This window comes from Allomuricauda ruestringensis DSM 13258, assembly GCF_000224085.1.
Lineage (GTDB): Bacteria > Bacteroidota > Bacteroidia > Flavobacteriales > Flavobacteriaceae > Flagellimonas > Flagellimonas ruestringensis.
Genome location: NC_015945.1, coordinates 3,272,176 through 3,293,445, shown reverse-complemented (window position 1 = coordinate 3,293,445; position 21,270 = coordinate 3,272,176). Strand labels below are relative to the sequence as shown.

The following is a 21,270-nucleotide window of genomic DNA, read 5'->3' as shown; positions in this document are numbered from 1 at the left end:
AAAACTTGAATATGGCTCCCAAATCCCATGTTTTAGTAGTTTTGGCAATCTTTTTTGCCGTACAAGCTACCTACTCTAATCAATGTGATAATTTTTACGCTAAAGTAACCTATGCGCTCAGCCATGGTAAAAAAGCCATGAATGCCACAAACTTTGAGCATCAGATGTATTACGCTGAAAGGGCCTTGACCGCTTTGGAAAAGTCCGAATCCTTTATGGCCGAGTGCAGTTGCGACAAAGCCAAAAACAAAACCTTGGACGCAATGGAAACCTTGGACAAGGCCATAGAACCGGTTGACTGGGAAACTGGTAGGTTCTTCACAAAAAAGGCTCTGGGAGAAATCAACGAATTGATTACAATTATTGACCAATGTACCCTCGGCAATTCAACAACTACTGCTGCGGCCGAAGATTCCTCGAGTTCCTACGAAATAAATACAGTTGAAGAAAAAACCAAAACCGCTTCCGTTAACTCCATGGAACTGGAAATGATCAAGGTTTTTGAAAAGCATGCCAATGACAAACTCCAATCCGCAGAGGAAGCCATTGAGCAATTGGTGGAACTATCCAGTTCCATTGGTCCAGCATCTGCAGATAATAATCAAGACCCTAACAGCTTGGCAGCTCACCAAAAAGCTTATTTGGAAAAAGCTAAAAAGTTATTGGAGGAAGGAATCAAAAATCTCGGTGGAGAAGAATAATTCCTCTTCTATCGAATCAACTTTTTATACTTGATACGCTTGGGCATGATATCCGTTCCCAAGCGTTTCTTTTTGTTCTCCTCGTAATCAGAGAAAGAGCCTTCAAAGAAATATACTTGCGAATCGCCTTCAAAAGCAAGGATGTGGGTACAAACCCTATCCAAGAACCATCTGTCGTGGGAAATAATCACGGCACAACCAGCAAAATTTTCTAGACCCTCTTCCAAGGCCCGAAGCGTGTTTACATCCAAATCATTGGTAGGCTCATCCAAAAGCAAAACGTTGCCCTCCTCTTTTAAGGTCATGGCCAAATGGAGGCGGTTACGTTCTCCACCCGAAAGCATGTTCACTTTTTTGTTCTGTTCACTTCCCGAAAAATTAAATCGACTCAGATAGGCACGTGAATTTACTTGCTTCCCTCCCATCATCATCAATTCTTGGCTGTCACTAAAGTTCTCCCAAATAGATTTTTCAGAATCTATATTGGAATGTGATTGGTCTACGTATGCCAATTTTGCTGTTTCACCAACAACAAATTCACCTTTATCAGGAGTTTCTTCCCCCATAATCATTTTAAAAATGGTGGTTTTACCAGCACCATTGGGGCCGATAATACCAACAATTCCGGCCTGTGGTAAGTTAAAGTTCAAGTTCTCGTACAACAATTTGTCACCAAAAGCTTTGCTTACATCCTTGGCCTCGATTACATTGGTTCCCAAACGTGGTCCGTTGGGGATATAGATCTCCAACTTCTCCTCCATTTGTTTCTGATCTTGGCTAAGAAGCTTGTCGTAGTTTTTTAAACGGGCCTTTTGCTTGGCCTGTCTACCTTTGGCGCCTTGGCGTACCCAATCCAGCTCCCGCTCCAAGGTTTTTTGGCGCTTGGACGCTTGTTTGCTCTCCTGCTCCAATCGCTTCGCTTTTTGATCCAACCAGCTCGAGTAGTTTCCTTTCCAAGGAATTCCTTCTCCACGGTCCAGTTCCAAAATCCAACCAGCCACATTATCCAAGAAATAACGATCGTGCGTTACGGCAATTACAGTTCCTTTGTATTGTGCCAAATGGTGCTCCAACCAATGTACGGATTCTGCATCCAAGTGGTTGGTAGGCTCATCCAACAATAGCACATCCGGTTCTTTCAACAACAAACGGCACAGCGCCACTCGTCTACGCTCACCACCAGAAAGCACACTTATTTTTTTATCGGATTCGGGAGTACGAAGGGCATCCATCGCAATCTCCAGTTTTGTATCCAATTCCCAAGCATTGGAAGCATCTATCCTATCTTGGAGTGCTGCTTGCTTATCCATCAACTTTTGCATCTTGTCCGCATCCTCATATACTTCGGGCAGACCAAACATATCGTTGATTTTATTGTACTCGTCCAAAATGGCAACGGTCTCGGCTACGCCTTCTTTTACCACTTCAAGAACAGTTTTGTCCTCATCCAACTGTGGTTCCTGTTCTAAATAGCCAACAGAATAACCTGGAGAGAAAACCACATCGCCCTGATAATTCTTATCGACCCCTGCGATTATTTTCAACAAGGTGGACTTACCCGAACCGTTGAGACCCAAAATCCCGATTTTGGCCCCATAGAAAAAGCTTAGGTAAATATTTTTAAGTACTGGAGTATTGGCCGTTTTAAAGGTCTTGGTAACCCCAGACATTGAAAAAATGACTTTTTTATCGTCTGACATCTACTATAAATTAAATTGTTTTTGAAAAAGAGGCTATACTCTACCTTTTAGGGCATTAAAAACCCAAGCTACGGCAAAAAATCCAATTCCAACAGCAGCGAAGCCCCATCCTGCTACTTCATCATATTTAAAAGCTCCAAGTGCTATCATTCCCAAACCTACCAAAATCATAATCCATGTGGCATAGGCCAGCACCGTGTTCTTATTCATTCCCATTATATATATTTCTGAAGAATTTCAAATATCGTAAAAATAGAGATAATGTAAAGTTATTATTAAGGATTATGTTTCAAAAGGAAAGCTTACACCACACTTTTCCCTGACCTTGTCCAACAACTCTGACAAATCCAGACTGTTTTGATGCGACCACAGCTCACTTTCAATTTTGTTTTCCCTCAAACACTGGTTCACTTCCAAAATCTCGTAGTAGTAGCCAATTCCAGTTAAAGGCAAACTGAACTTATTGGTTTTCTCATCTTTTACCAAGGTATACTCGTCTGCCTCGTGCCATCTGGGTTTTAAAAACAATTGTCCTTTGGTGCCTGATATTTCAGCCTCCATTTTAGAATCGCTTGTAAGTCCGCTATAGAGAATTGATTGGGCATCTTTATAATCAAAAATCATACTGGTTTGGAGTTCCGTTCCATTTTCATGGAATTTGGATGTAGCCATAATCTCATCTGGCATACCCAACAACAAATAAGATAGAAAAATGGGATAAATACCTATATCCAATATACTGCCCGAAGCTAAATCGGGATTCAATAACCTAGAGTCCAAACCTTTGTCCAAACCGTAAAATGCAAAATCCGCATGGATATATTTCAAATCACCCACCACCCCTTCATCAACCAACTGTTTTACTTTTTTGATGGATGGATTGAACCTAGACCACATGGCCTCCATCAAAAATGCGTTGTTTTGTTTGGAAGCATTTACCTGCTCCACCACTTCTGCCCTATTGACGCCCATTGGTTTTTCACAAAGTACCCCAATACTATTTTCAAGGGCTTTTACGGACAATTCCTTATGAAAATTGTGCGGCGTAGCGATGTAGACTACATCAACTGTTCCTGATTGGAACAATGCATCATAACTCCCAAAGGTATGCTCCACATCGTATTCTTCGGCAAACGCTTCGGCCCGTTCCAATGATCGTGATGCCACCGCAGCAATCTCGGCATCATCAACGAGCAAAAGGTCCGACACAAATTTTCTAGCTATTTTTCCAGGGCCAACAATGCCCCATCGTATTTTGGTTTCCATAGATTCAAAAGTAATAATTATAACTCCTTATCTTTAACCAACTAAATGAATTTTCAAAAAGAATGGACATAAACTTCAATAAGAACGAAGACCATAATAAATTAAAACTATCCGATCTAAAGCGTAGACTGGCCAAAGTGAAACTCGGAGGTGGCAAGAGCCGTATCGAAAAGCACCATGCCAAAGGTAAAATGACCGCAAGGGAGCGTATTGATTATTTACTGGATGATGATAGCCAGTCCATTGAAATAGGTGCTTTTGCCGGGGAAAATATGTATGAGGAGCATGGCGGATGCCCATCGGGCGGTGTAGTGGTTAAAGTTGGATATGTTCAGGGCAAACAATGTGTGGTGGTGGCCAATGATGCTACCGTAAAAGCGGGTGCCTGGTTTCCTATTACCGGAAAGAAAAACCTACGTGCTCAAGAAATCTCCATCGAAAATAAGTTGCCCATCATTTATTTGGTGGACAGCGCAGGAGTGTACCTGTCCATGCAGGACGAGATTTTTCCCGACAAAGAACATTTTGGACGCATTTTTAGGAACAATGCCGTAATGAGCAGTATGGGAATCACCCAAATTGCTGCCGTTATGGGAAGTTGTGTTGCCGGAGGCGCTTACTTGCCCATTATGAGCGACGAAGCGTTGATCGTGGACAAAACGGGAAGCATATTTTTGGCTGGAAGTTATTTGGTGAAAGCCGCCATTGGCGAGAGTATTGACAACGAAACACTAGGTGGTGCCTCTACGCACTCAGAAATTAGCGGTGTGACCGATTACAAGGCCAAAGATGATAAAGATGCGCTTAACAAGATAAAGAACATCGTAGATAAAATTGGTGATTTTGACAAGGCGGGTTTCAATCGGGTTGAAGCCAAGAAACCGGTCGAGAATCCTGATGATATTTTTGGTATACTGCCCGCATCCCGAAGCGACCAGTACGATATGTTGGAAATTATAAAGCGTTTGGTGGACGATTCCGAATTTGAGCAATACAAAGAGGGTTACGGCAAAACAATACTAACAGGCTATGCCCGCATAGATGGTTGGGCCGTAGGCATTGTAGCCAATCAAAGAAAGGTTGTCAAGACCAAAAAGGGCGAGATGCAGTTTGGCGGTGTTATCTATTCCGATTCCGCGGACAAGGCAACCCGATTTATTGCCAATTGCAATCAAAAGAAGATTCCACTCGTGTTTTTACAAGACGTTACTGGATTTATGGTGGGCAGTAAAAGTGAGCATGGCGGTATTATAAAAGATGGTGCCAAAATGGTGAATGCCGTGAGCAATTCTGTAGTGCCCAAATTTACCATTGTAATTGGCAACAGCTACGGGGCGGGAAACTATGCCATGTGCGGAAAAGCTTATGACCCAAGATTGATTGTGGCTTGGCCGAGTGCCGAACTTGCGGTGATGAGCGGAAATTCTGCGGCAAAAGTACTCATGCAGATTGAAAAAGCCAGTTTGGAGAAAAGCGGAAAAGCTGTGGACGCCGAAAAGGAAAAGGAACTTTTTGACCAAATAAAACAACGGTACGATGACCAAATATCACCCTACTACGCTGCAGCCCGACTTTGGACGGACGCCATAATCGACCCGTTGGATACCCGCAAATGGATTTCCATGGGGATAGAGGCCGCGAACCATGCACCTATTGAGAAGCAATTTAATATGGGGGTTTTGCAGGTGTGATTTTTTAGTTCCCTAAATGCGATTTTGGCCTTGGTATCAACAACAACTCCGTTTGTCTGCCATTAATGTATCGGAATCCATCTTCACCGAAGAAACCTGGTTCTTCCAACATAATCCGAATATCCCTGTTCCATTCAGGGATATTCACGGTGGCGTTCAGTTCAATGGCATAAGCGGTGTTGGGGTTTAGTGGATAGTTCTCCCCGTCGTCTTTCATTACACCTTCTTGGGCATCCCACATACCAATAGTAGTTCCGGCTGAATGTCCATAAGTACCCAAAGGATGTGTATAAATTGATGGCCTTAGTCCAGCATCTTTAGCGTCTTGCAGGGCTTTGGCCAAAATCTCGTTGCCTACCCTGCCCGCTACCATGTTTTGGGTGAGAAAGTCCTGTACACGATTACCATCATATAAAGCATTGACCAAAAAAGAAGGGGCTTCGGTTTCTCCTGGTTTAAGTACGTAGGCCAATTCTTGGCAATCGGTATTTAAGCGCAAGTAGGTGATTCCAAAATCGCAGTGCAATAAATCTCCTTGTTGGATGACTTCGTCATCTGGTCTTCCCGAAAAAGAATACAGGTGACCCACCAACTCTTCACTTGTTCGCTGCACATCCACGGTTGGATGAAACCAAGTTTCCAGACCCAAATCCGTAACTTTTTGGCGCATCCACCATTCCACTTCGGTAGTAGTGGTAACGTCAGGTGTGATCACTTTTTCAGAAAAAGCTTCGGCGATAATGTCGTGGGTAATATCCGTCAACTGATTAAAAATGGTCATTTCCCGAGGTGTACGGGTCTCAACCCAACGGACTGCCAATTGCTCTGCAGACACTACCTTGGGTTGATATTTTCTGGGCAGATTGGCCATAAATTCATCATAATCGGTTTTATCAAGACCATCAGCTATGTTGTGGTCCTTGGAAAAATTGAGCCCAATTTTGTCAGGATTTCGTTCAGCGATTAACTGCATCAATCTTTTCCATTGATCAGGTTCTTTTTCCTTATCCCAAGCGGAGCTTATACTTTTACCAATATTGTAGCGGGCAACGGCCAGTTTATCTATAGTATTTTTTTGTTTATTCCTATAAAAAAGGAGAATGGTTCTTCTTCTTGCATTCAACCATTTCGCTGGCAGCATGGTGCGGAGCACAGGGTCTTCGTTGTACTCTCTAGATATCAGAATCCACATATCCAACCCTGCATCATCCATTAACTGGGGGAGCAACACATTAAAACGTTCTTCTAGAATTTCGTCCACTGCCCTTGCCCGTTCCACTTCGGGGAGTATTTGTTGGGAAATGGCAATAAAAGGCAATAGCAGTACTATTAGGTTGATGGTTTTTCGCATGGTTGATTTTTTAGTTTGATGCTTATAAAATTTGAATGTCCGCAATGTGTCATAATATTACCAACGTCACCCTGAACTTGATTCAGGGTCACATAAAGATGCTCATGTTCAGCAGGATGAGATGTTGAAACCTGCCTTTGTCGGCAGGCATGACGCCAAAAACACCATTATGACATTAAACGGACAATCAGTATAAAATTAAGCAATCTGTTGAATTGTTTTTTGCCTATTGATTTTTTTAGTTGCAGTTTCCGAGAAAGCTTTTACAAAGTAAACCTCCTTGGGCACCTCGTATTTTGATAGCGTTTTTGATTCCTTGATGGCTTGAAGCTGTTCTCGCCCATCGGTTGAATTGCCTTCTACTACAAGCACTAATTTTTGTCCCAGAGTTTCATCCGGTATGCCAGCAACAAAAAAGCGTGATTTTATTACGCTTGATAGTTTTTCCTCAATCGTCTCGGGAACCAATTTGATCCCGCCCGAATTGATTATGGAATCGTACCTGCCCAGCCATTTAAACCTAGTTTTACTTATAAGTTCCACCAAATCATTGGTCACAACTTTCTGATCTGAAATTTTAGGCGCATCAATTACAAGACACCCCCTATCATCTTGGGTAACAAAAACATGGGGCAACGTCTCAAAACTATTAACTGAATCACCAGTTATTCGTTTTACTGCAATATGGGTTATGGTCTCTGTCATCCCATAGGTTTCGTAAGCTTCAACAGATAGTGTTTTAAGCTTGTTTCGTAAATTTGAATCCACGGGTGCGCCTCCAATAATCAGTTTTTTAACCTTAAATAAGTCTTTTAAGGAATTTTGGACCTGCAAAGGCACCATAGCTACAAAATCGTAGGTTTTATTAGTATTTGACAAGGGTGTCGATGAGGGTTCCACATAATCCAGATGTAGACCTAAAATCATGGCGCGGACCAACATCATTTTACCGGCAATCCCCGTACATGGCAAACACAAAAGGGCTTTATGCCTGGGCTCTAATTTAAAATATGCTCCCGTAGCCAGTGCGGAATTTACCATTTGCTCTTTTTTGAGCACTATGGTTTTAGGTTTGCCCGTAGATCCAGAAGTTTGGACTTTTATTGTTGAATCATCCGAAGCCCAGTCCAATAAAAAATCTCCAATGCTTTTTTCAAACGGCTTTCCTTCCTTTATGAGGTTTTGACCTATTTTAGTTATACCTTCAAAATTTAACGGAATATCGTTTAACCTAAAATCGGGGTGAACATTATGCCAAGTCGGATGCTCCATCGGTAATTGCTACATATTCTTCTTTGATCAGTACTTTTCCAAAAAGGCGTTCGTTCCAGTTTTTCCAGCCGTACTTTTTTGAGAAAATAAACAGCAAAATGGGATAAATCACAAAAACAGGAATCAGAACATCCCAGCCCAATACGGGTTCCGAAACATCTTTATAAAGTGAGTTGGTTTGGAAGGCTGTCCAGTCCGCCGTAACCAAAATGGCCGTAAAAAAATTATTAGCTGCATGGAAGCCTAAAGGTAATTCCAATCCTTCATCCATTAAAGTCAATATGCCAAGAAAAAACCCGGTTCCTACATAGTAAACCAAAATACCATGACCCAACTTTTCCACCTCTGGGTTAAAAATGTGCAATAGACCAAAAAGTGAAGAACTTATCAAAAAGGGAAGCCATTTATTTTTGGATGCAATTCCAATGGCCTGCATCAAATATCCTCGGGTAAAATACTCCTCAAAACTGGTTTGGATGGGGATGAAAATTACTGAAATAATGACCAACATAAAGAATGGTCCAGGATTAAAATCGAACTCATAGTTTTCGGGAGACAGATAAACGTCCAAGAAAACTAGTCCAGATGATATTATTCCCCAAAGCAGAAATGAGAAAGCAATTCGTTTCCAATCAATCCTTTTTCTAGAAGTAGTGAAGTCCTTAAATGATAACTTATGTACAAACTTTACAACAAACCACAAACTTACCATTCCTCCCAAAAAGGTCAGGAGTACCAAAAGAAAAAAGAGGTTGAGACCTAGAGTCTCGGCCATGGTGCCATAATCCGTCGGCATGGAATTCATAAAATCCGACTTTAAAATCAAGGCAAAAATAAGCGGGATTCCTCCGAGCACTTGCCAACCAATAAAAACAATCAACAAACCGACCAAATACCTCCAACGCTCTGTAAATCCTTTATACGCTTGCTCTATATACATATTTCTTGTATTAAATCCATATCCCAGCCATTTGCTTGTCTGTAAAAAAGCTTGCCCTCGGCTACTTCCAAAGGACTTTTAATATTATTGGTAAATAGGCTACCGGTTCCCAATCCTTGGGGCATTGTTGTGTTTAGCCAATAGGTGTACTGTGCAATGGCGTTTAGCCCAATATTGCTTTCCAACGCACTCGTAATCCACCATTTTATGTTTTGCTTTTCGGCCAGTTCTATCCACTCTTGGCTACCATTTATTCCGCCCACCAAACTTGGCTTCAATATTATATATTGAGGTTGTATTGTTTGTAGTAGTTCTTCCTTTTCTGTTACATCAAAAACTCCAATCAATTCCTCGTCCAAGGCAATGGGCAACGGAGTTTTTCTGCAAAGTTTGGCCATTTCGTTCCATTGTCCAGCTTTAATGGGCTGCTCTATGGAATGCACTTTAAATGTGGACAAGCGTTCCAATTTATCCATGGCTTCTTTAGGTGAAAACGCTCCATTGGCATCTACTCGAAGTTCTATTTCTTCTGGTGAAAAATTATTGCGAATGGACTTAAGAATGTCCATTTCTTTTTCAAAATCAATGGCTCCTATCTTCATTTTGATGCAGCCAAAACCATCGTTCAGTTTTTGCTCCAATTGTTTTAGCATATAGGCCTCATCGCCCATCCAAATAAGGCCGTTTATGGATATTGGGGATTCCTTTTGCGTAAAATCGGAGGGGAAAAGCACAAACGGGTCTTTGGATTGTAACGACAACAAGGCCTGTTCAAGTCCAAATTGAATGGATGGATAAGCCCTTAAATGACGCAACAATTCATCTTTTCCTAAATGGATATTATCGCAGGCCCAAGCAAGTTGTTGTTCATAATCAGGCACGTCATCAACGCTCAATCCGCGCAATATTCCGCACTCTCCTATTCCAAATGCATTAGCATCTTTAAGGATGATGTACCAGGTTTCTTTTTGGGTCATTACCCCGCGCGAGGTACCGCTGGGGACCTTAAAATTGAGGGTATACTTTTTATAGCTTGCTTTCATGAAGTGAGCCAAATTTAAGTATATTTTGAATCCTAAAGGGCGAGAGAAAAATAAATCAACTAAAGTTGAACCAGAACCGTACTCCTTCTACTTCCCTATCTATGTTTAATTTGGATTGAAGTTGATTCACCAATCGGTTGATAAGACGAATACCCATGGAGGAGTGGGCACGTTCATCGGTATCTTCTGGAAGCCCTATTCCGTTATCAGTATATTCAAAATAGCCTTGATCACCATTTTTACGTAAGTGGATGTAGATTTTACCGTTATCATCGTTATCGGGAAAGGCGTACTTGAAAGAATTGGATACGAGTTCGTTCAAAATCAAACCAAAGGGAATGGCCCGATCAATGTCCAGTTCGGTTCCTTCTGCATCAATGGTAATGGTGATGTTGTGGCCTCCTTTTTTATAAACGGATTGTACACTGTTGATCAAACTCTCAATATATCCTTGCATTTCTATCACCGAAAGATCATCGTTCTGATATAACTTTTGATGAATCAAGGCCATAGCCTTTACCCTACTCTTGCCTTCTTCCAAAGCCACAATCGCAGCTTTGCTACGCGTGTTCTTGGTCTGTAGGCTCAACAAACTGCTCACCATTTGCAAATTGTTCTTTACCCTATGGTGAATCTCTTTTAAAAGAGAATCCTTTTCCACAAGGGAGTTTTCAATAATATGCTTCTGTTCCGCGATCAAACGTTGGTTTTTGATGCTCTTTAAATAAGCGTATACTAATCCTGCAAAGCCCAAAAGGGTAAATATCAAGGAAATAAACACCAAGTTGATTCGTTCATCCTTGGCTTTCATCTCGCTACGGGCCAGTTCGTTTATTCTTTTTTGCTCATCTATAAGCCTTTGGGAGTTTTCCAAGTCTTCATTGGCAACAATGGTAACCAATTGTTGTTTTATAAGTGCCGATTGTTTTTTGGATAGCGAATCCTTGATTCTTTCATTACGTTTATAGTAAATGGAAGCGTTTTTATAGTTTTCTACTTTATCGTAAAAAGCGGCCAACAGACTGTTCTTTTTTATGGTTTGTAGCACCGAAATATTGTCGAACTCAACGTCTAAATATTTTTTTGCCGCGGAAAAGTGATCCATTTGCAAATTGGCTTCGGCCAAGTAAAGGGTGTTTTCCACTACTTCGCTTTGATCCTTATTATCCGGTGATTTATTTAAGGTTTCGATACTGGTTTCCAAAAGTGGGATTGCCTCTTCATATTCGCCGAGCATTACGTGACATTTTGCAATATTCCCTTCTATTTCTGCCTTTAACAGGTTACTTTCAAATATGTCCGATTCACTTTTTTGGGTAGAAATATCGTTGACATAAACATCTAAATAGGCCTTTGCCTTTTTTAATTCGCTCAAGGCCGTTGGTGCAGAGTCATCCAGCCTTAAATAGTTGCCTACCTTGCTATGGTATTTTGCCAAACCATAGGAATCGTTGTCCGCAATGGTTGGCTTCACCTCCATTATATATTGGTTACGAGCTTTTCTATACAATCCTAGGTTGCTGTAGATGTCGTAAAAAGAAACATTGTTGGTCAATCCCAGCTCACGCTTTTGCTTTCGGATTTCAATCTGTTTATCGAACAATTGGAGGTTGGCGTAGTTATCATCGAGGACATCCAGAACTATTCGCTGGGAGTCAGCATCCAAAGAATCCTTAATATCGTACAATTCCATGGCCAGGGCAGTACTTTTATCATATTCGCCCAAATCGTTGTACACCTGTGCCTGCATTACTCGGTAGAGGTGCGAAGCTGTAGTATCTTGAGTTTTTTGGGCGTTGGCCAAATAAATTTTAATGGTATCCAACCAATCGTAGGCAGAATTTACATTGTACCGATCCAAGGAATTGAAAAAAACCTCGAACCGCTGAGAAGCTTGGTCGGTATCCTGAAACTCTTTGAGGACACTTTCCTCCTCATCTACAATGTTCTGCGCAGATGAATTGAAAAGAAAAACAAAAAATACCGCGGTAAATAAAAATTTTACGTAACGTCCCATTAATTTAATTGATATAGCGACCACGGATTGTTTCCGCAGGCCCTATATTATTATCGTGCCCTTTTTTCCTTTATTGCCCCGACATTCAATTCAATTCAAAAAAAGGAACATTGTACCGAATTGCAACGTATGGGGTATATAAAGAACGTTAGTTTTGCCACAAAATTAAATCCAATAGGAAAGAGTTGACCACTATTGTTGTGAAAGTGTTGTTTTCTGTTGTGAAAACAGAATTCCTGTATGTAAAAATGCATTTTGTCGATGTTTTGTGCTTTTTATGGAATATTTGGATTGGCACAAAGGGCATAAAATTGAAAAAGGTCCTGCTTTTTACAACAAGACCCTTTTACGAGAACACTATATGAAAATGAAAAAATTACTTTCTGATTTATTAACACTGCTAAAGTATGGGCATACGGCATGGTAGAAAAAATATTGTTGTGAACCCCTTAAAAATTGTTGTCACCCCCTTTAAAAATTGTTGCCACAAAAAAAGTGCCCCTAAAGGCACTTGTATATTGTATGCTCCAACAAACATTAACTGTTCATGGAGGACAGTATAAATTCTTTAAAATCCTTGGAAATCGGAATCAAGTTATTGTTGATCATAATATCCTTGGAGTTGATGGCGTCAATGTGATCAACGTTCACAATGTAGGATTTATGGGCCCTATAGAACTTGTTCTTGGGCAATTTTTCCAAATAATCCTTTAAGGGGGAGCGTACCAAAAACTTTTTATCCGCCGTATTAACTTCCAAATAAACATTGTCCGCTTTTATAAACTGGATATCACAAAACTGGATTCTATAATACAGATGTTGTTTCTTTACAAAGATGGAATCCTTTAAAACAGAATTGGAAGTAATTTCATCTGCTTCGTCCGCTACTTTATCTATTCCTTTTTTGGCATAGTTAAAGTTGGATAACGCAATTTCTATGGATGTATAGAGGTCTTGTTGTTCAAAAGGTTTAACCAAATATCCGTCCGGTTTTACTGTTTTTGCATTTTCAACAGTGGCCCGGTCCGAGTTGGATGTTACGAATATAAAAGGAATATTGTAGGTGTCCCGGATATGCTTACCAAGGTCAATACCAGTTTTGTCCGATGCCAAAATGATATCGATGAGCACCAAATCAACATGATTGTTCTTTAATACATCTACTGCCTGCTCGTATACTATGACATTGTCGACAATTTCATAGCCGATTTCCTCTAGCATGGATTGCATGTCATCAGCAATGATGACATTATCCTCTACGATCAAAATTTTTATCGGATGTTCCAAGTTCCTTTAAGTTTATTTGGTTGTAAATCAAATTTACAAAAAAATATTAACAGAAATTAAGAATAATAGCGCCAATAAAAAAGTGCTGAGTGCTACTTTTTTTAATTCGATGTCCAATTCCCCCGGATCTTTGGTCATCATCACTTTTCGTAAATGAATCAATAATGGCGCAAAGGCCAACATAAAGAAGGATTGTTTCCAACCATAGTTTTCCATCCACAGATATAATGCAAAGCTGATCAAGGCCATCAAAATCAAAAGAAAATGGTAGCGCTTTCCATTTTTAAAGCCCATTTTAACCACCATGGTAATCTTGCCGTGCTTTTTATCGGAGACTATATCTCTGAGGTTGTTCAAGTTCAATACGGCTACACACAAAAGCCCAATGGAGATTGCGGGCAAAAGCGAGGACCATCCCAAAGATTTTGTATAGAGGAACATACTGCCCAGCACGCCCAACAAACCAAAGAAAAGGAATACAAAAAGGTCTCCCATACCCCTATATCCATACGCATTGGATCCTACGGTATATGTAATGGCGGCCCAAATACTCAATAGACCCAATAATAAAAAAAGAAGTATGTAAGGTAAATTTTCCAAACCAAAGGCCAAATAAATAAGGGCCAAGGCAATCAACAAACTAATAATTATAGATACAACGATGCCTTTTTTTAACGCCTTTTTGGTAATGGTGCCACTTTGTATTGCCCGTGCGGGACCAATTCTATCCTCATTGTCCGTTCCTTTAACACCGTCGCCATAATCGTTGGCAAAATTGGAGGTTACCTGAAAACCAACAGTGGTCAACAAGGCCAAAATAAATATGGGCAGTTCAAATTGACCTTCTATCATGGCCAAAGCGGTGCCCACAATTATTCCTGATAAAGAAAGAGGAAGTGTGCGCAGTCTAGCAGCCTGTACCCAAGCCTTTGTGTTTCCCAAGATTAATATGGATCTTCTATTTTAACTCTTTGACCGTCCTTGTACGATGCAACAAATGCATCTTGGAAGCCCATTTGAACCAATTGCTGCCTAAATTTTTGTGCTTCTTCCAAGGTTTCAAAATTACCAAGGGAATAGGCATAAAAAGGATTGGTCTTTACAAAAAGGGTGTTGGTCAATGCCTCGGAAGCCAAGGTTACATTGTTTTCCACAAAAGATTTTACCTGAACGGAATAAATTTTTTCCTTGTTCAAAAACTCTTTGGCCAAGTAAAACTCCTTTACCAAGCTGAGCTCTTCGTTCTGGGACCTAAGGTTATCTATCCTAGCCTTGATTACGTCCAAACTATCTATGGAAACAAGTACATTACTTTGGTTTTCGAAAGATTGCTTGCTACTAAGGCCTGCAGTAAAAGATGTAATGGCCAAGGTACCAATCACGAACAGCCCCACAAAACCCAAAAGAATGTTCCGCTGCAGTTTAATTTTACGAAGATCTTTGTTCTTGAACTTTATCTGATCGAGCAGTCTTTCGTTTATAATCTGGGCCTTATCTATATCCTTATGAAGGTCCAACAAATCGCTTTCTTCAATAAAAGGCATGTTGTGGAGGAGTTTGAGTTATATACTATGCTAAAAACATAACAACCAATAAGTTAATATGAATCTTTACAAAAATAGAATTTTTGCCCAAAGAAAAAAACTTTACCGCCCGAAAGCTTGAAAGAAACTGGTCTAAAGGTCTAATTTAGAGCAAATGAATACCATCATCCTGAATATTGATTTTACGTTGTCGATATAAAATACCCACTCCTTTTTTAAAGGCCTTCTTGCTCAAGTGCAAAATTTTCTTGATTTCCTCTGGTGATGATTTATCGTGCAAAGGTAAAAAACCGTTGTTCTCCTCAAGTTTGTCAAAAATCAATTTGGCCGTTGGTTCCAACATTTTGGCACCGATGGGCTGTAAGGATATATCTATCTTTTTATCGTCCCTTATATTTTTGATGAATCCCCTTAAACGGTCGCCAATAGAGATGGGTTTAAAAATATCACTATCAAATATAAGTCCCTTGTGTCTGTCATCCACTATAACCTCCCAACCTAACGGGGTCTTCCGATAAACCAAAAGGTCAACTTGATCATTCTGTTCGTATTCCACGTTTTCGTTGGAAAGGAACTTATCCACCCGGCTAGACCCAGTGAGACGCATGCTTTCATCATCCATATAACAATGAACAATGTATTTGCTCCCCCCCTCCATTCTTTCGGACTGTTCCCTAAAGGGAACAAGCAGGTGTTTTTCCAGCCCCCAATCCAAAAAAGCGCCGTAATTCCCGACTTCAACCACTTCCAAATAGGCAAAACCGTTTCGAACAATCTTCGGTTTTAAAGTTGTAGATATGGGGCGTTCGGCATTATCCAAATAACAGAATACTTCCAAATCTTGATCTATTTCAAAATCTTCGGGTACATATTTGTTCGGTAAAAGTATTTCCGTGCCCTCATCGTCTCCCAAAAAAAGTCCTATACTGGTGCTTCTTAGCACCTTAAGGGTATTGTAGTTTCCCAATTCTATCATTTGGCAAAGGTAGCTGTAAATTATGGGTATAAAAAGAGGTCTAAAAAGTATTGAAATGTGTCATTCTGAATTTATTTCAGAATCTCATCACGTTGATAAGCAAATCATTATGAGAACCTGAATCAAGTTCAGGTTGACGAAAATCGACATTTTAGACCTCCCCTTACATTGATCGTAATCTTAATTATAAACCGATTCTTTTCCAAAGTGCTTGGTCAACATATAATAAATTACAGCACGATGTTTATTCTTTTCAGACTTTCCATACGCATCAATAACACTATTGATAGATTCCATCAATGCGGGTGTCTCGGCAAGCCCCAATTTTTTGACCAAAAAATTGTTCTTTACCGTCTCCAGTTCTTTCTCATCAGAACCTGAAACCTTGGAGGCATCTAAATTATAAATTGCAGGTCCCAGTCCTACAGCTACTTTGGTCAACAAATCCATGTCTGGTGTTTGTCCGAATTTGCTTTTGATGTCTTCTGCGTACTTTTCGATCAACTCGTCTCTTTTGCTCATAATTGATTAGTGTTCTTTATTGGTTTATAGCTAAGGTTCTAAGATATGAAATCGAAGTACCCAAGCAAAATTTTATTGTTCAAAACCCGTGGTGTGGCGACTTCCAAGATTTTCGGTCTGTTCGATTTTGAATAGAATTCCACCAAACCCAGCTCCAATTCTGTTTTATTTTGGGCATTGATGTGCTCAAAACCGTACATATTGGCCAAGTGTTTGGCCGATAATTCGTGACTGGTCTCAAAAAAGGTCTCAAACTCTTCCGTTTCCTCCATACCTGGTAATATCCTAAAAATTCCACCGCCCGAATTATTGATGAGAACAATCCTAAAATCTGGACGCATATAATTGTTCCACATGGCATTGCTGTCGTAAAAAAAGCTTAGGTCGCCTGTAAACAATACGGTTGGTTCTTTGCTGTAAATAGAACTTCCCACTGCTGTTGATGTGGTGCCGTCTATACCACTTGTGCCTCGGTTGCAGAATACTTTCAATGATGCATCCAAAGGAAAAAGCTGCGCATACCTCACCGTGGAACTATTTGCCAAGTGTACCTGATACCCTTTGGGTATGTTTTTAATGATACGGTCAAAAACGCTAAAATCGGAAAATGGAATTTCCTTAAGATAGACGTCCCGCTTTGCTTCGTACTTATTCTTTTTGCTTTCCCAAAACGCCTTGTAATCGTTTGTTGGATTGATATTCTCTGAAACAACCCTTTTGAAAAACTGATTGGGATTTGTCTTGATGTGCTTTGTTAAGCAATAAAAAGTGTCGTTGGCCTTTTTGGTGTCCACATGCCAATGTTGTTTTGGCCCATACTCTCGTAAAAAAGCCTTTATTTTTTTGGAAACGATCAACCCTCCAAAAGTTACCAAAAGTTCAGGTTGCAAAGCCTTAAAAAGTTCATTCCTGTTCTTGGACTTTTCAATTGGGGCAATAATACTATCAATACTTTCGAAGAATTCTGGATGGTGTAAATTGGATGTGGTTTCGGTAAACACCAAAGTATTTGGGTCTTGTGCCAAATTTTCCAATACTTCCGCTTCAATGGCGTTGGGTTGATTCACGCCCACCAAAACCATTTTCCGTGGGTTGCTCTTCCATACCTTCGCTAATTCTACCCAATTCTCCTCATTTGATGATTTTTGTTCCAAGTATTCCCCCTTATCTTTAATTTGTACCGAAGCCCCCTCTGCCCTGCCATACAAAGGCTCTTCGAACGGAATATTGATATGTACCGGGTATTTTTCATCAAAAGCTACCGAAAGTGCCTTGGCAATTTCTCGTTCATTGTGCGACTGTATTTCTTCCTGCTTTTCATTTAATAATGATTTGCCAAATTTTGAAATGGAATCCGTTGCATGGGAAACATCTTGCTTCAAATTCGCTGAATACCCAATATGTTTTTCCAGTACATTTTCCTGTCGGATCGTTTGCCCATCACCAATATCAATTCGGTAGCTTGGCCTATCCGCAGAAACCACAATTAAGGGGATATCGCTATAAAAAGCTTCGGCAACTGCTGGGTAAAAATTCAACATGGCACTACCCGATGAACAGATTACCGCAACCGGTTCCTGCAAATGTTGCGCCATACCCATAGCAAAAAAAGCGGCACAACGCTCATCTACGATGCTATAACATTTAAAAAAAGAGTTTTTGGTAAAACTGATGGTCAAAGGGGCATTTCTGGACCCTGGTGAGATAACTATATTTTTAACGCCCCTTAATTTAAAGTACAAAACCAAGGTTTGTGCAGCGGGTATATTTGAGTATATCATGGACTACAAAAATACGTTTTCTGGGCGTTATCCCTCAAATTAGAAAGCATCAATTTACAAGATACCCAACATGGTCTTGCTTTTGTTTTGGGTTTCAATCCATTCGCTTTCAGGGTCGGATGCCTCGGTAATTCCTCCCCCAACAAAAATGGAGGCTTTACCATCCTCCAGTTGCATACAACGAAGGTTTACGAACAAGGATAGCTCTCCTTGCGAGCTCAAGTTCAATTCGCCCAAAAAACCGGTATAGAAAGTTCTTTTATAGTTCTCGTTGGCTTGAATAAATTGTTGTGCTTCTCTTGTGGGAATTCCACAAACTGCCGGAGTTGGATGTAAGGCCCCGATTACTTCTTTAACCTTTAGGTTAGGCAACATGTTTCCGCGCACTTCCGACCGTAAATGCCATAGGTTGCCCGCCCGCACCGATTCTGCTTTATCAATGTCCAACCGTTCCAAGGCATGTGCCAGCCTATCGCCAATATACTCTGAAACCATTTGTTGTTCCTCTATTTCCTTACTGCCCCATTTGGGGTTTTCGTTTTCGATATAAGGCAATGTGGCGGCCAAGGACATGGTGCTCAATTCTTTGTTTTTCACTCTCACCAAGGTTTCGGGAGTGGCTCCGCACCATGTTCCTACTTTGGGGTGATAAAAAAGATAACCAAAGGCATTCGGATAGGTGTTCAAAAGTGTTTTAAAGATTTTGACGGGCGATTTTGTGTTGGATACCTCTATTTTTCTAGAGAGCACTACTTTTTGAAGCCTGCCCTTTTCAATCTCCTTGATTCCATTTTCAACCAATTCCAAATGGGCATCTTTCCCCGATTCATCCAAGAAAATATTATTTGTGACTTGAGATTTTTCCGATTGAAACTCTCCTTTCCAAACCTCATCAGGTTGAATCAGAACAACTTTACCTTCTGAATTAAAAGGGGCAAAAACAAATCCTTTTTCCGTGAAATCTCTAGATGATTTCAGTTCATCATTCAATTGAAAAACCGCAAAAAGTTCCTGCTGTTTGGGTTTTCGGTAAATCACAAAGGGTAGACCGTTTTCCAAACAAGCCCCGCCCCTTTCTAAAATCTTTTCGAGGCCTTTATTTTCTGGGTAGTGCAATGGTCGTTAGTTTACAATTGGAAATAAGGTTTCCCTCTTCATCGGTAATTTTTATCTCCCAAAGTTGGGTGGTTCGGCCTTTATGAAGCATTGATGCTTTGGCATACACAAAACCTTCCTTGATGGAGCGAACATGGTTTGCTGCGATTTCAATGCCGCGAACAAAAAACTTTTGTCCGTCCAAGAAAATATAGGATGCTGCACTTCCTACACTTTCGGCAAGTGCCACCGAAGCACCACCATGGAGTACCCCATCGGGCTGGTAAACTTTGGGTGTTACGGGCATTTTTGCCAAAAGAAAATTTTCACCGACATCAATATAGGTAATGTCCAACGTCTCCATTAATGTTCCCTTGCATATTTCGTTGCAAACGGACAGAATCTTCTCTTTATGCTCGTTCATCCTTCTATTTTTTGTAAAATTACACAAAGCTTTGGCAATATCTAACTCAAGAGCCGTCAATCATGTCCAACACAGAGAAGACTGTTACCTATACTACCGAGAATACCTATCTAACGCAGAATGAATTAACCCAAAAAACTAAAAATGTATGGTTGGTTTTTCATGGAATAGGCTATTTGAGCCGCTATTTCGTGAAGTATTTTAATGGTTTGAATACTGAGGAAAACTACATTATTGTTCCCCAAGCCCCATCCAAATATTATTTGAAGAACGAGTACAAATATGTTGGCGCCAGTTGGTTGACAAAAGAGAATACTGCCACAGAAGTTAAAAATGTACTTAACTATATTGATGCTGTTCTGGAGGCTGAAAATCTTCCAGAAGATGTGAATCTTATCCTTTTTGGGTTTTCACAAGGCGTTTCGATAGCTAGCCGATGGTTGGCAAGTAAAAAAGCAAATTGCAAGCTGGTTGCGCTATACGCAGGTGGTATTCCCAACGAACTTACCACTGATGATTTTGAGTTTATGGATTACAGTTCCACCAATATAAAAATAATTTATGGTAACCAAGATGAATTCTTGACCCCAGAGCGATTGAAAGGCGAGAAAATCAAAATTGACAAATTGTTCCAAGGCAATGCGGAAACTACCATATTTGAAGGTGGGCACGAAGTGAAGCCCGAAATCATCAAAGATTTAATTTAACTTCTAATTGGAGGTTTTTTCCTCTGGCACTTCCTCTTCGTAATACTCGATGGTTCTTGTGATGTAAGTGTTACCGGGCGTTACAATCTGTTTTACCCAATTGCTGGGGGTATGGCTGTCAAACTGAAAAATATATTTGTCCGTAGACTCCGTATTGATTGTTTTTTTTACCATTCTGCTCAATTTGCCGTCGGAGTAATGGTAATAGCGTTTTTTTTGCGATACAAACTCTTTCTCGGCCACATCGTACAAAAAGTCTTCACTGGTTACCAACTTTCCATTGCTATTAAAAACCTCTTCGTTGGCTGTATTGGGTTCACCATCAATATATTCCTTGGTCAAAACTACTTCTTGGGTGCCGTTGGGGCCCTTTTTGGTAGACGTTCTAACTGCTTTTTGAAGAATTCCGTTCGTAAAGGTGCTTACAGTATGTTCATTTTTAACTTGAGAATATTCAAAAGTTGTCTCGTCCACGCCCTCACCATTGGACGATATAATACGGACTAATTCACCCTCTTCATTATAATGGTATTGCTGTTGTTCCAAGAACTGTTTATCGTAAGAAATGATTTTCTCAGTTATTTTTCGGTTCGGGACCGTATCAATCTCATAAAAATTTGCCATGGAAGTGGATTCGTCCAGCACATTGTTCTTATAACTTTCCATACGCTTTTCGACCAATTCACCATCATCATACTTGTAATATGTGATGTCTTGGTCAGTATCGTTGTATTGGGTAATCGTCTTGGTCAATACCCCGTTCTTATCAAATTCGAACAACTCCTTACCATAGTCGGTGGTAACAAGGCAGGACTTCACCTTGCCTTTCAAATCAAAGTCCTTCACGGTAAAGATTTGTACCTCTTGAGACCACATTCCAACAATATGGAAGAATGAAAAAAGTAGAAAAATGGTGTAGTGTTTTTTCATGTTGTAAAATTAGTCGTTAAAAA

20 protein-coding genes are annotated in these 21,270 nt (G+C 40.3%); 3 read left to right on the top strand and 17 right to left on the bottom strand.

What is annotated here, in order from left to right:
- Window positions 1–11: 11 nt before the first annotated feature.
- The gene (locus MURRU_RS14820; RefSeq protein WP_014034289.1) at window positions 12–701 is read left to right on the top strand and encodes a hypothetical protein; all 690 of its coding nucleotides are present in this window, start codon (window positions 12–14) and stop codon (window positions 699–701) included.
- An 8-nt stretch (window positions 702–709) separates the two neighbouring features.
- Here the strand turns inward: MURRU_RS14820 and ettA are convergent, their stop codons facing one another.
- The 3 genes from ettA to MURRU_RS14805 all read right to left on the bottom strand — a co-directional run bounded on the left by ettA (window position 710) and on the right by MURRU_RS14805 (window position 3,667).
- Window positions 710–2,401, bottom strand: coding sequence for an energy-dependent translational throttle protein EttA (gene ettA / locus MURRU_RS14815; RefSeq protein WP_014034288.1), 1,692 nt, complete (start codon window positions 2,399–2,401; stop codon window positions 710–712).
- A gap of 33 nt (window positions 2,402–2,434) precedes the next feature.
- The gene (locus MURRU_RS17980) at window positions 2,435–2,617 is read right to left on the bottom strand and encodes a CAL67264 family membrane protein (RefSeq protein ID WP_041801594.1); all 183 of its coding nucleotides are present in this window, start codon (window positions 2,615–2,617) and stop codon (window positions 2,435–2,437) included.
- A gap of 66 nt (window positions 2,618–2,683) precedes the next feature.
- A complete protein-coding gene (locus tag MURRU_RS14805; RefSeq protein ID WP_014034286.1) occupies window positions 2,684–3,667 on the bottom strand; it encodes a Gfo/Idh/MocA family protein in 984 nt (327 codons plus the stop codon).
- 62 nt (window positions 3,668–3,729) lie between these two features.
- Here MURRU_RS14805 and MURRU_RS14800 point away from each other — a divergent pair, with 62 nt between their 5' ends.
- Window positions 3,730–5,358 (top strand): acyl-CoA carboxylase subunit beta, encoded by a 1,629-nt coding sequence (locus MURRU_RS14800; RefSeq protein WP_014034285.1) that lies wholly within the window; start codon window positions 3,730–3,732, stop codon window positions 5,356–5,358.
- Window positions 5,359–5,362: 4 nt separating this feature from the next.
- On the opposite strand, the gene MURRU_RS14795 is transcribed toward MURRU_RS14800, so the two are convergent.
- From MURRU_RS14795 to MURRU_RS14735, 13 genes are all read right to left on the bottom strand, one after another.
- The gene (locus tag MURRU_RS14795) at window positions 5,363–6,709 is read right to left on the bottom strand and encodes a M24 family metallopeptidase (RefSeq protein WP_014034284.1); all 1,347 of its coding nucleotides are present in this window, start codon (window positions 6,707–6,709) and stop codon (window positions 5,363–5,365) included.
- Window positions 6,710–6,907: 198 nt separating this feature from the next.
- The gene (locus MURRU_RS14790; RefSeq protein ID WP_014034283.1) at window positions 6,908–7,981 is read right to left on the bottom strand and encodes an AMP-binding protein; all 1,074 of its coding nucleotides are present in this window, start codon (window positions 7,979–7,981) and stop codon (window positions 6,908–6,910) included.
- The gene (locus MURRU_RS14785) at window positions 7,959–8,921 is read right to left on the bottom strand and encodes a CPBP family intramembrane glutamic endopeptidase (protein ID WP_014034282.1); all 963 of its coding nucleotides are present in this window, start codon (window positions 8,919–8,921) and stop codon (window positions 7,959–7,961) included. Before MURRU_RS14785 ends, MURRU_RS14790 begins: the two co-directional genes overlap by 23 nt.
- Window positions 8,912–9,964: an o-succinylbenzoate synthase gene (gene menC / locus MURRU_RS14780; RefSeq protein ID WP_014034281.1), complete on the bottom strand. Its 1,053-nt coding sequence runs from the start codon at window positions 9,962–9,964 to the stop codon at window positions 8,912–8,914. The genes MURRU_RS14785 and menC overlap by 10 nt, the downstream gene beginning before the upstream one ends.
- A gap of 55 nt (window positions 9,965–10,019) precedes the next feature.
- A complete protein-coding gene (locus tag MURRU_RS14775; protein ID WP_014034280.1) occupies window positions 10,020–11,981 on the bottom strand; it encodes a histidine kinase dimerization/phosphoacceptor domain -containing protein in 1,962 nt (653 codons plus the stop codon).
- A gap of 537 nt (window positions 11,982–12,518) precedes the next feature.
- On the bottom strand, window positions 12,519–13,268 hold the full coding sequence (locus MURRU_RS14770; RefSeq protein ID WP_014034279.1) for a LytR/AlgR family response regulator transcription factor: 750 nt from the start codon (window positions 13,266–13,268) through the stop codon (window positions 12,519–12,521).
- A gap of 33 nt (window positions 13,269–13,301) precedes the next feature.
- The gene (menA, locus tag MURRU_RS14765) at window positions 13,302–14,210 is read right to left on the bottom strand and encodes a 1,4-dihydroxy-2-naphthoate octaprenyltransferase (RefSeq protein ID WP_014034278.1); all 909 of its coding nucleotides are present in this window, start codon (window positions 14,208–14,210) and stop codon (window positions 13,302–13,304) included.
- 2 nt (window positions 14,211–14,212) lie between these two features.
- Complete coding sequence (locus MURRU_RS14760; RefSeq protein WP_014034277.1) at window positions 14,213–14,812, bottom strand: SPOR domain-containing protein; 600 nt, start codon at window positions 14,810–14,812, stop codon at window positions 14,213–14,215.
- A 145-nt stretch (window positions 14,813–14,957) separates the two neighbouring features.
- Complete coding sequence (locus tag MURRU_RS14755) at window positions 14,958–15,788, bottom strand: CvfB family protein (RefSeq protein ID WP_014034276.1); 831 nt, start codon at window positions 15,786–15,788, stop codon at window positions 14,958–14,960.
- A 180-nt stretch (window positions 15,789–15,968) separates the two neighbouring features.
- Window positions 15,969–16,310 (bottom strand): DUF2853 family protein, encoded by a 342-nt coding sequence (locus MURRU_RS14750; protein WP_014034275.1) that lies wholly within the window; start codon window positions 16,308–16,310, stop codon window positions 15,969–15,971.
- Window positions 16,311–16,348: 38 nt separating this feature from the next.
- A complete protein-coding gene (gene menD, locus MURRU_RS14745; RefSeq protein WP_014034274.1) occupies window positions 16,349–18,091 on the bottom strand; it encodes a 2-succinyl-5-enolpyruvyl-6-hydroxy-3-cyclohexene-1-carboxylic-acid synthase in 1,743 nt (580 codons plus the stop codon).
- A 54-nt stretch (window positions 18,092–18,145) separates the two neighbouring features.
- The gene (locus MURRU_RS14740; protein ID WP_014034273.1) at window positions 18,146–19,207 is read right to left on the bottom strand and encodes a chorismate-binding protein; all 1,062 of its coding nucleotides are present in this window, start codon (window positions 19,205–19,207) and stop codon (window positions 18,146–18,148) included.
- Window positions 19,188–19,610 (bottom strand): PaaI family thioesterase, encoded by a 423-nt coding sequence (locus tag MURRU_RS14735; RefSeq protein WP_014034272.1) that lies wholly within the window; start codon window positions 19,608–19,610, stop codon window positions 19,188–19,190. Before MURRU_RS14735 ends, MURRU_RS14740 begins: the two co-directional genes overlap by 20 nt.
- 62 nt (window positions 19,611–19,672) lie before the next feature.
- Here MURRU_RS14735 and MURRU_RS14730 point away from each other — a divergent pair, with 62 nt between their 5' ends.
- Complete coding sequence (locus MURRU_RS14730; protein ID WP_014034271.1) at window positions 19,673–20,317, top strand: alpha/beta hydrolase; 645 nt, start codon at window positions 19,673–19,675, stop codon at window positions 20,315–20,317.
- Window positions 20,318–20,320: 3 nt separating this feature from the next.
- Here MURRU_RS14730 and MURRU_RS14725 read toward each other — a convergent pair whose 3' ends face one another.
- Window positions 20,321–21,247 (bottom strand): hypothetical protein, encoded by a 927-nt coding sequence (locus MURRU_RS14725; RefSeq protein ID WP_014034270.1) that lies wholly within the window; start codon window positions 21,245–21,247, stop codon window positions 20,321–20,323.
- Window positions 21,248–21,270 lie beyond the last annotated feature (23 nt).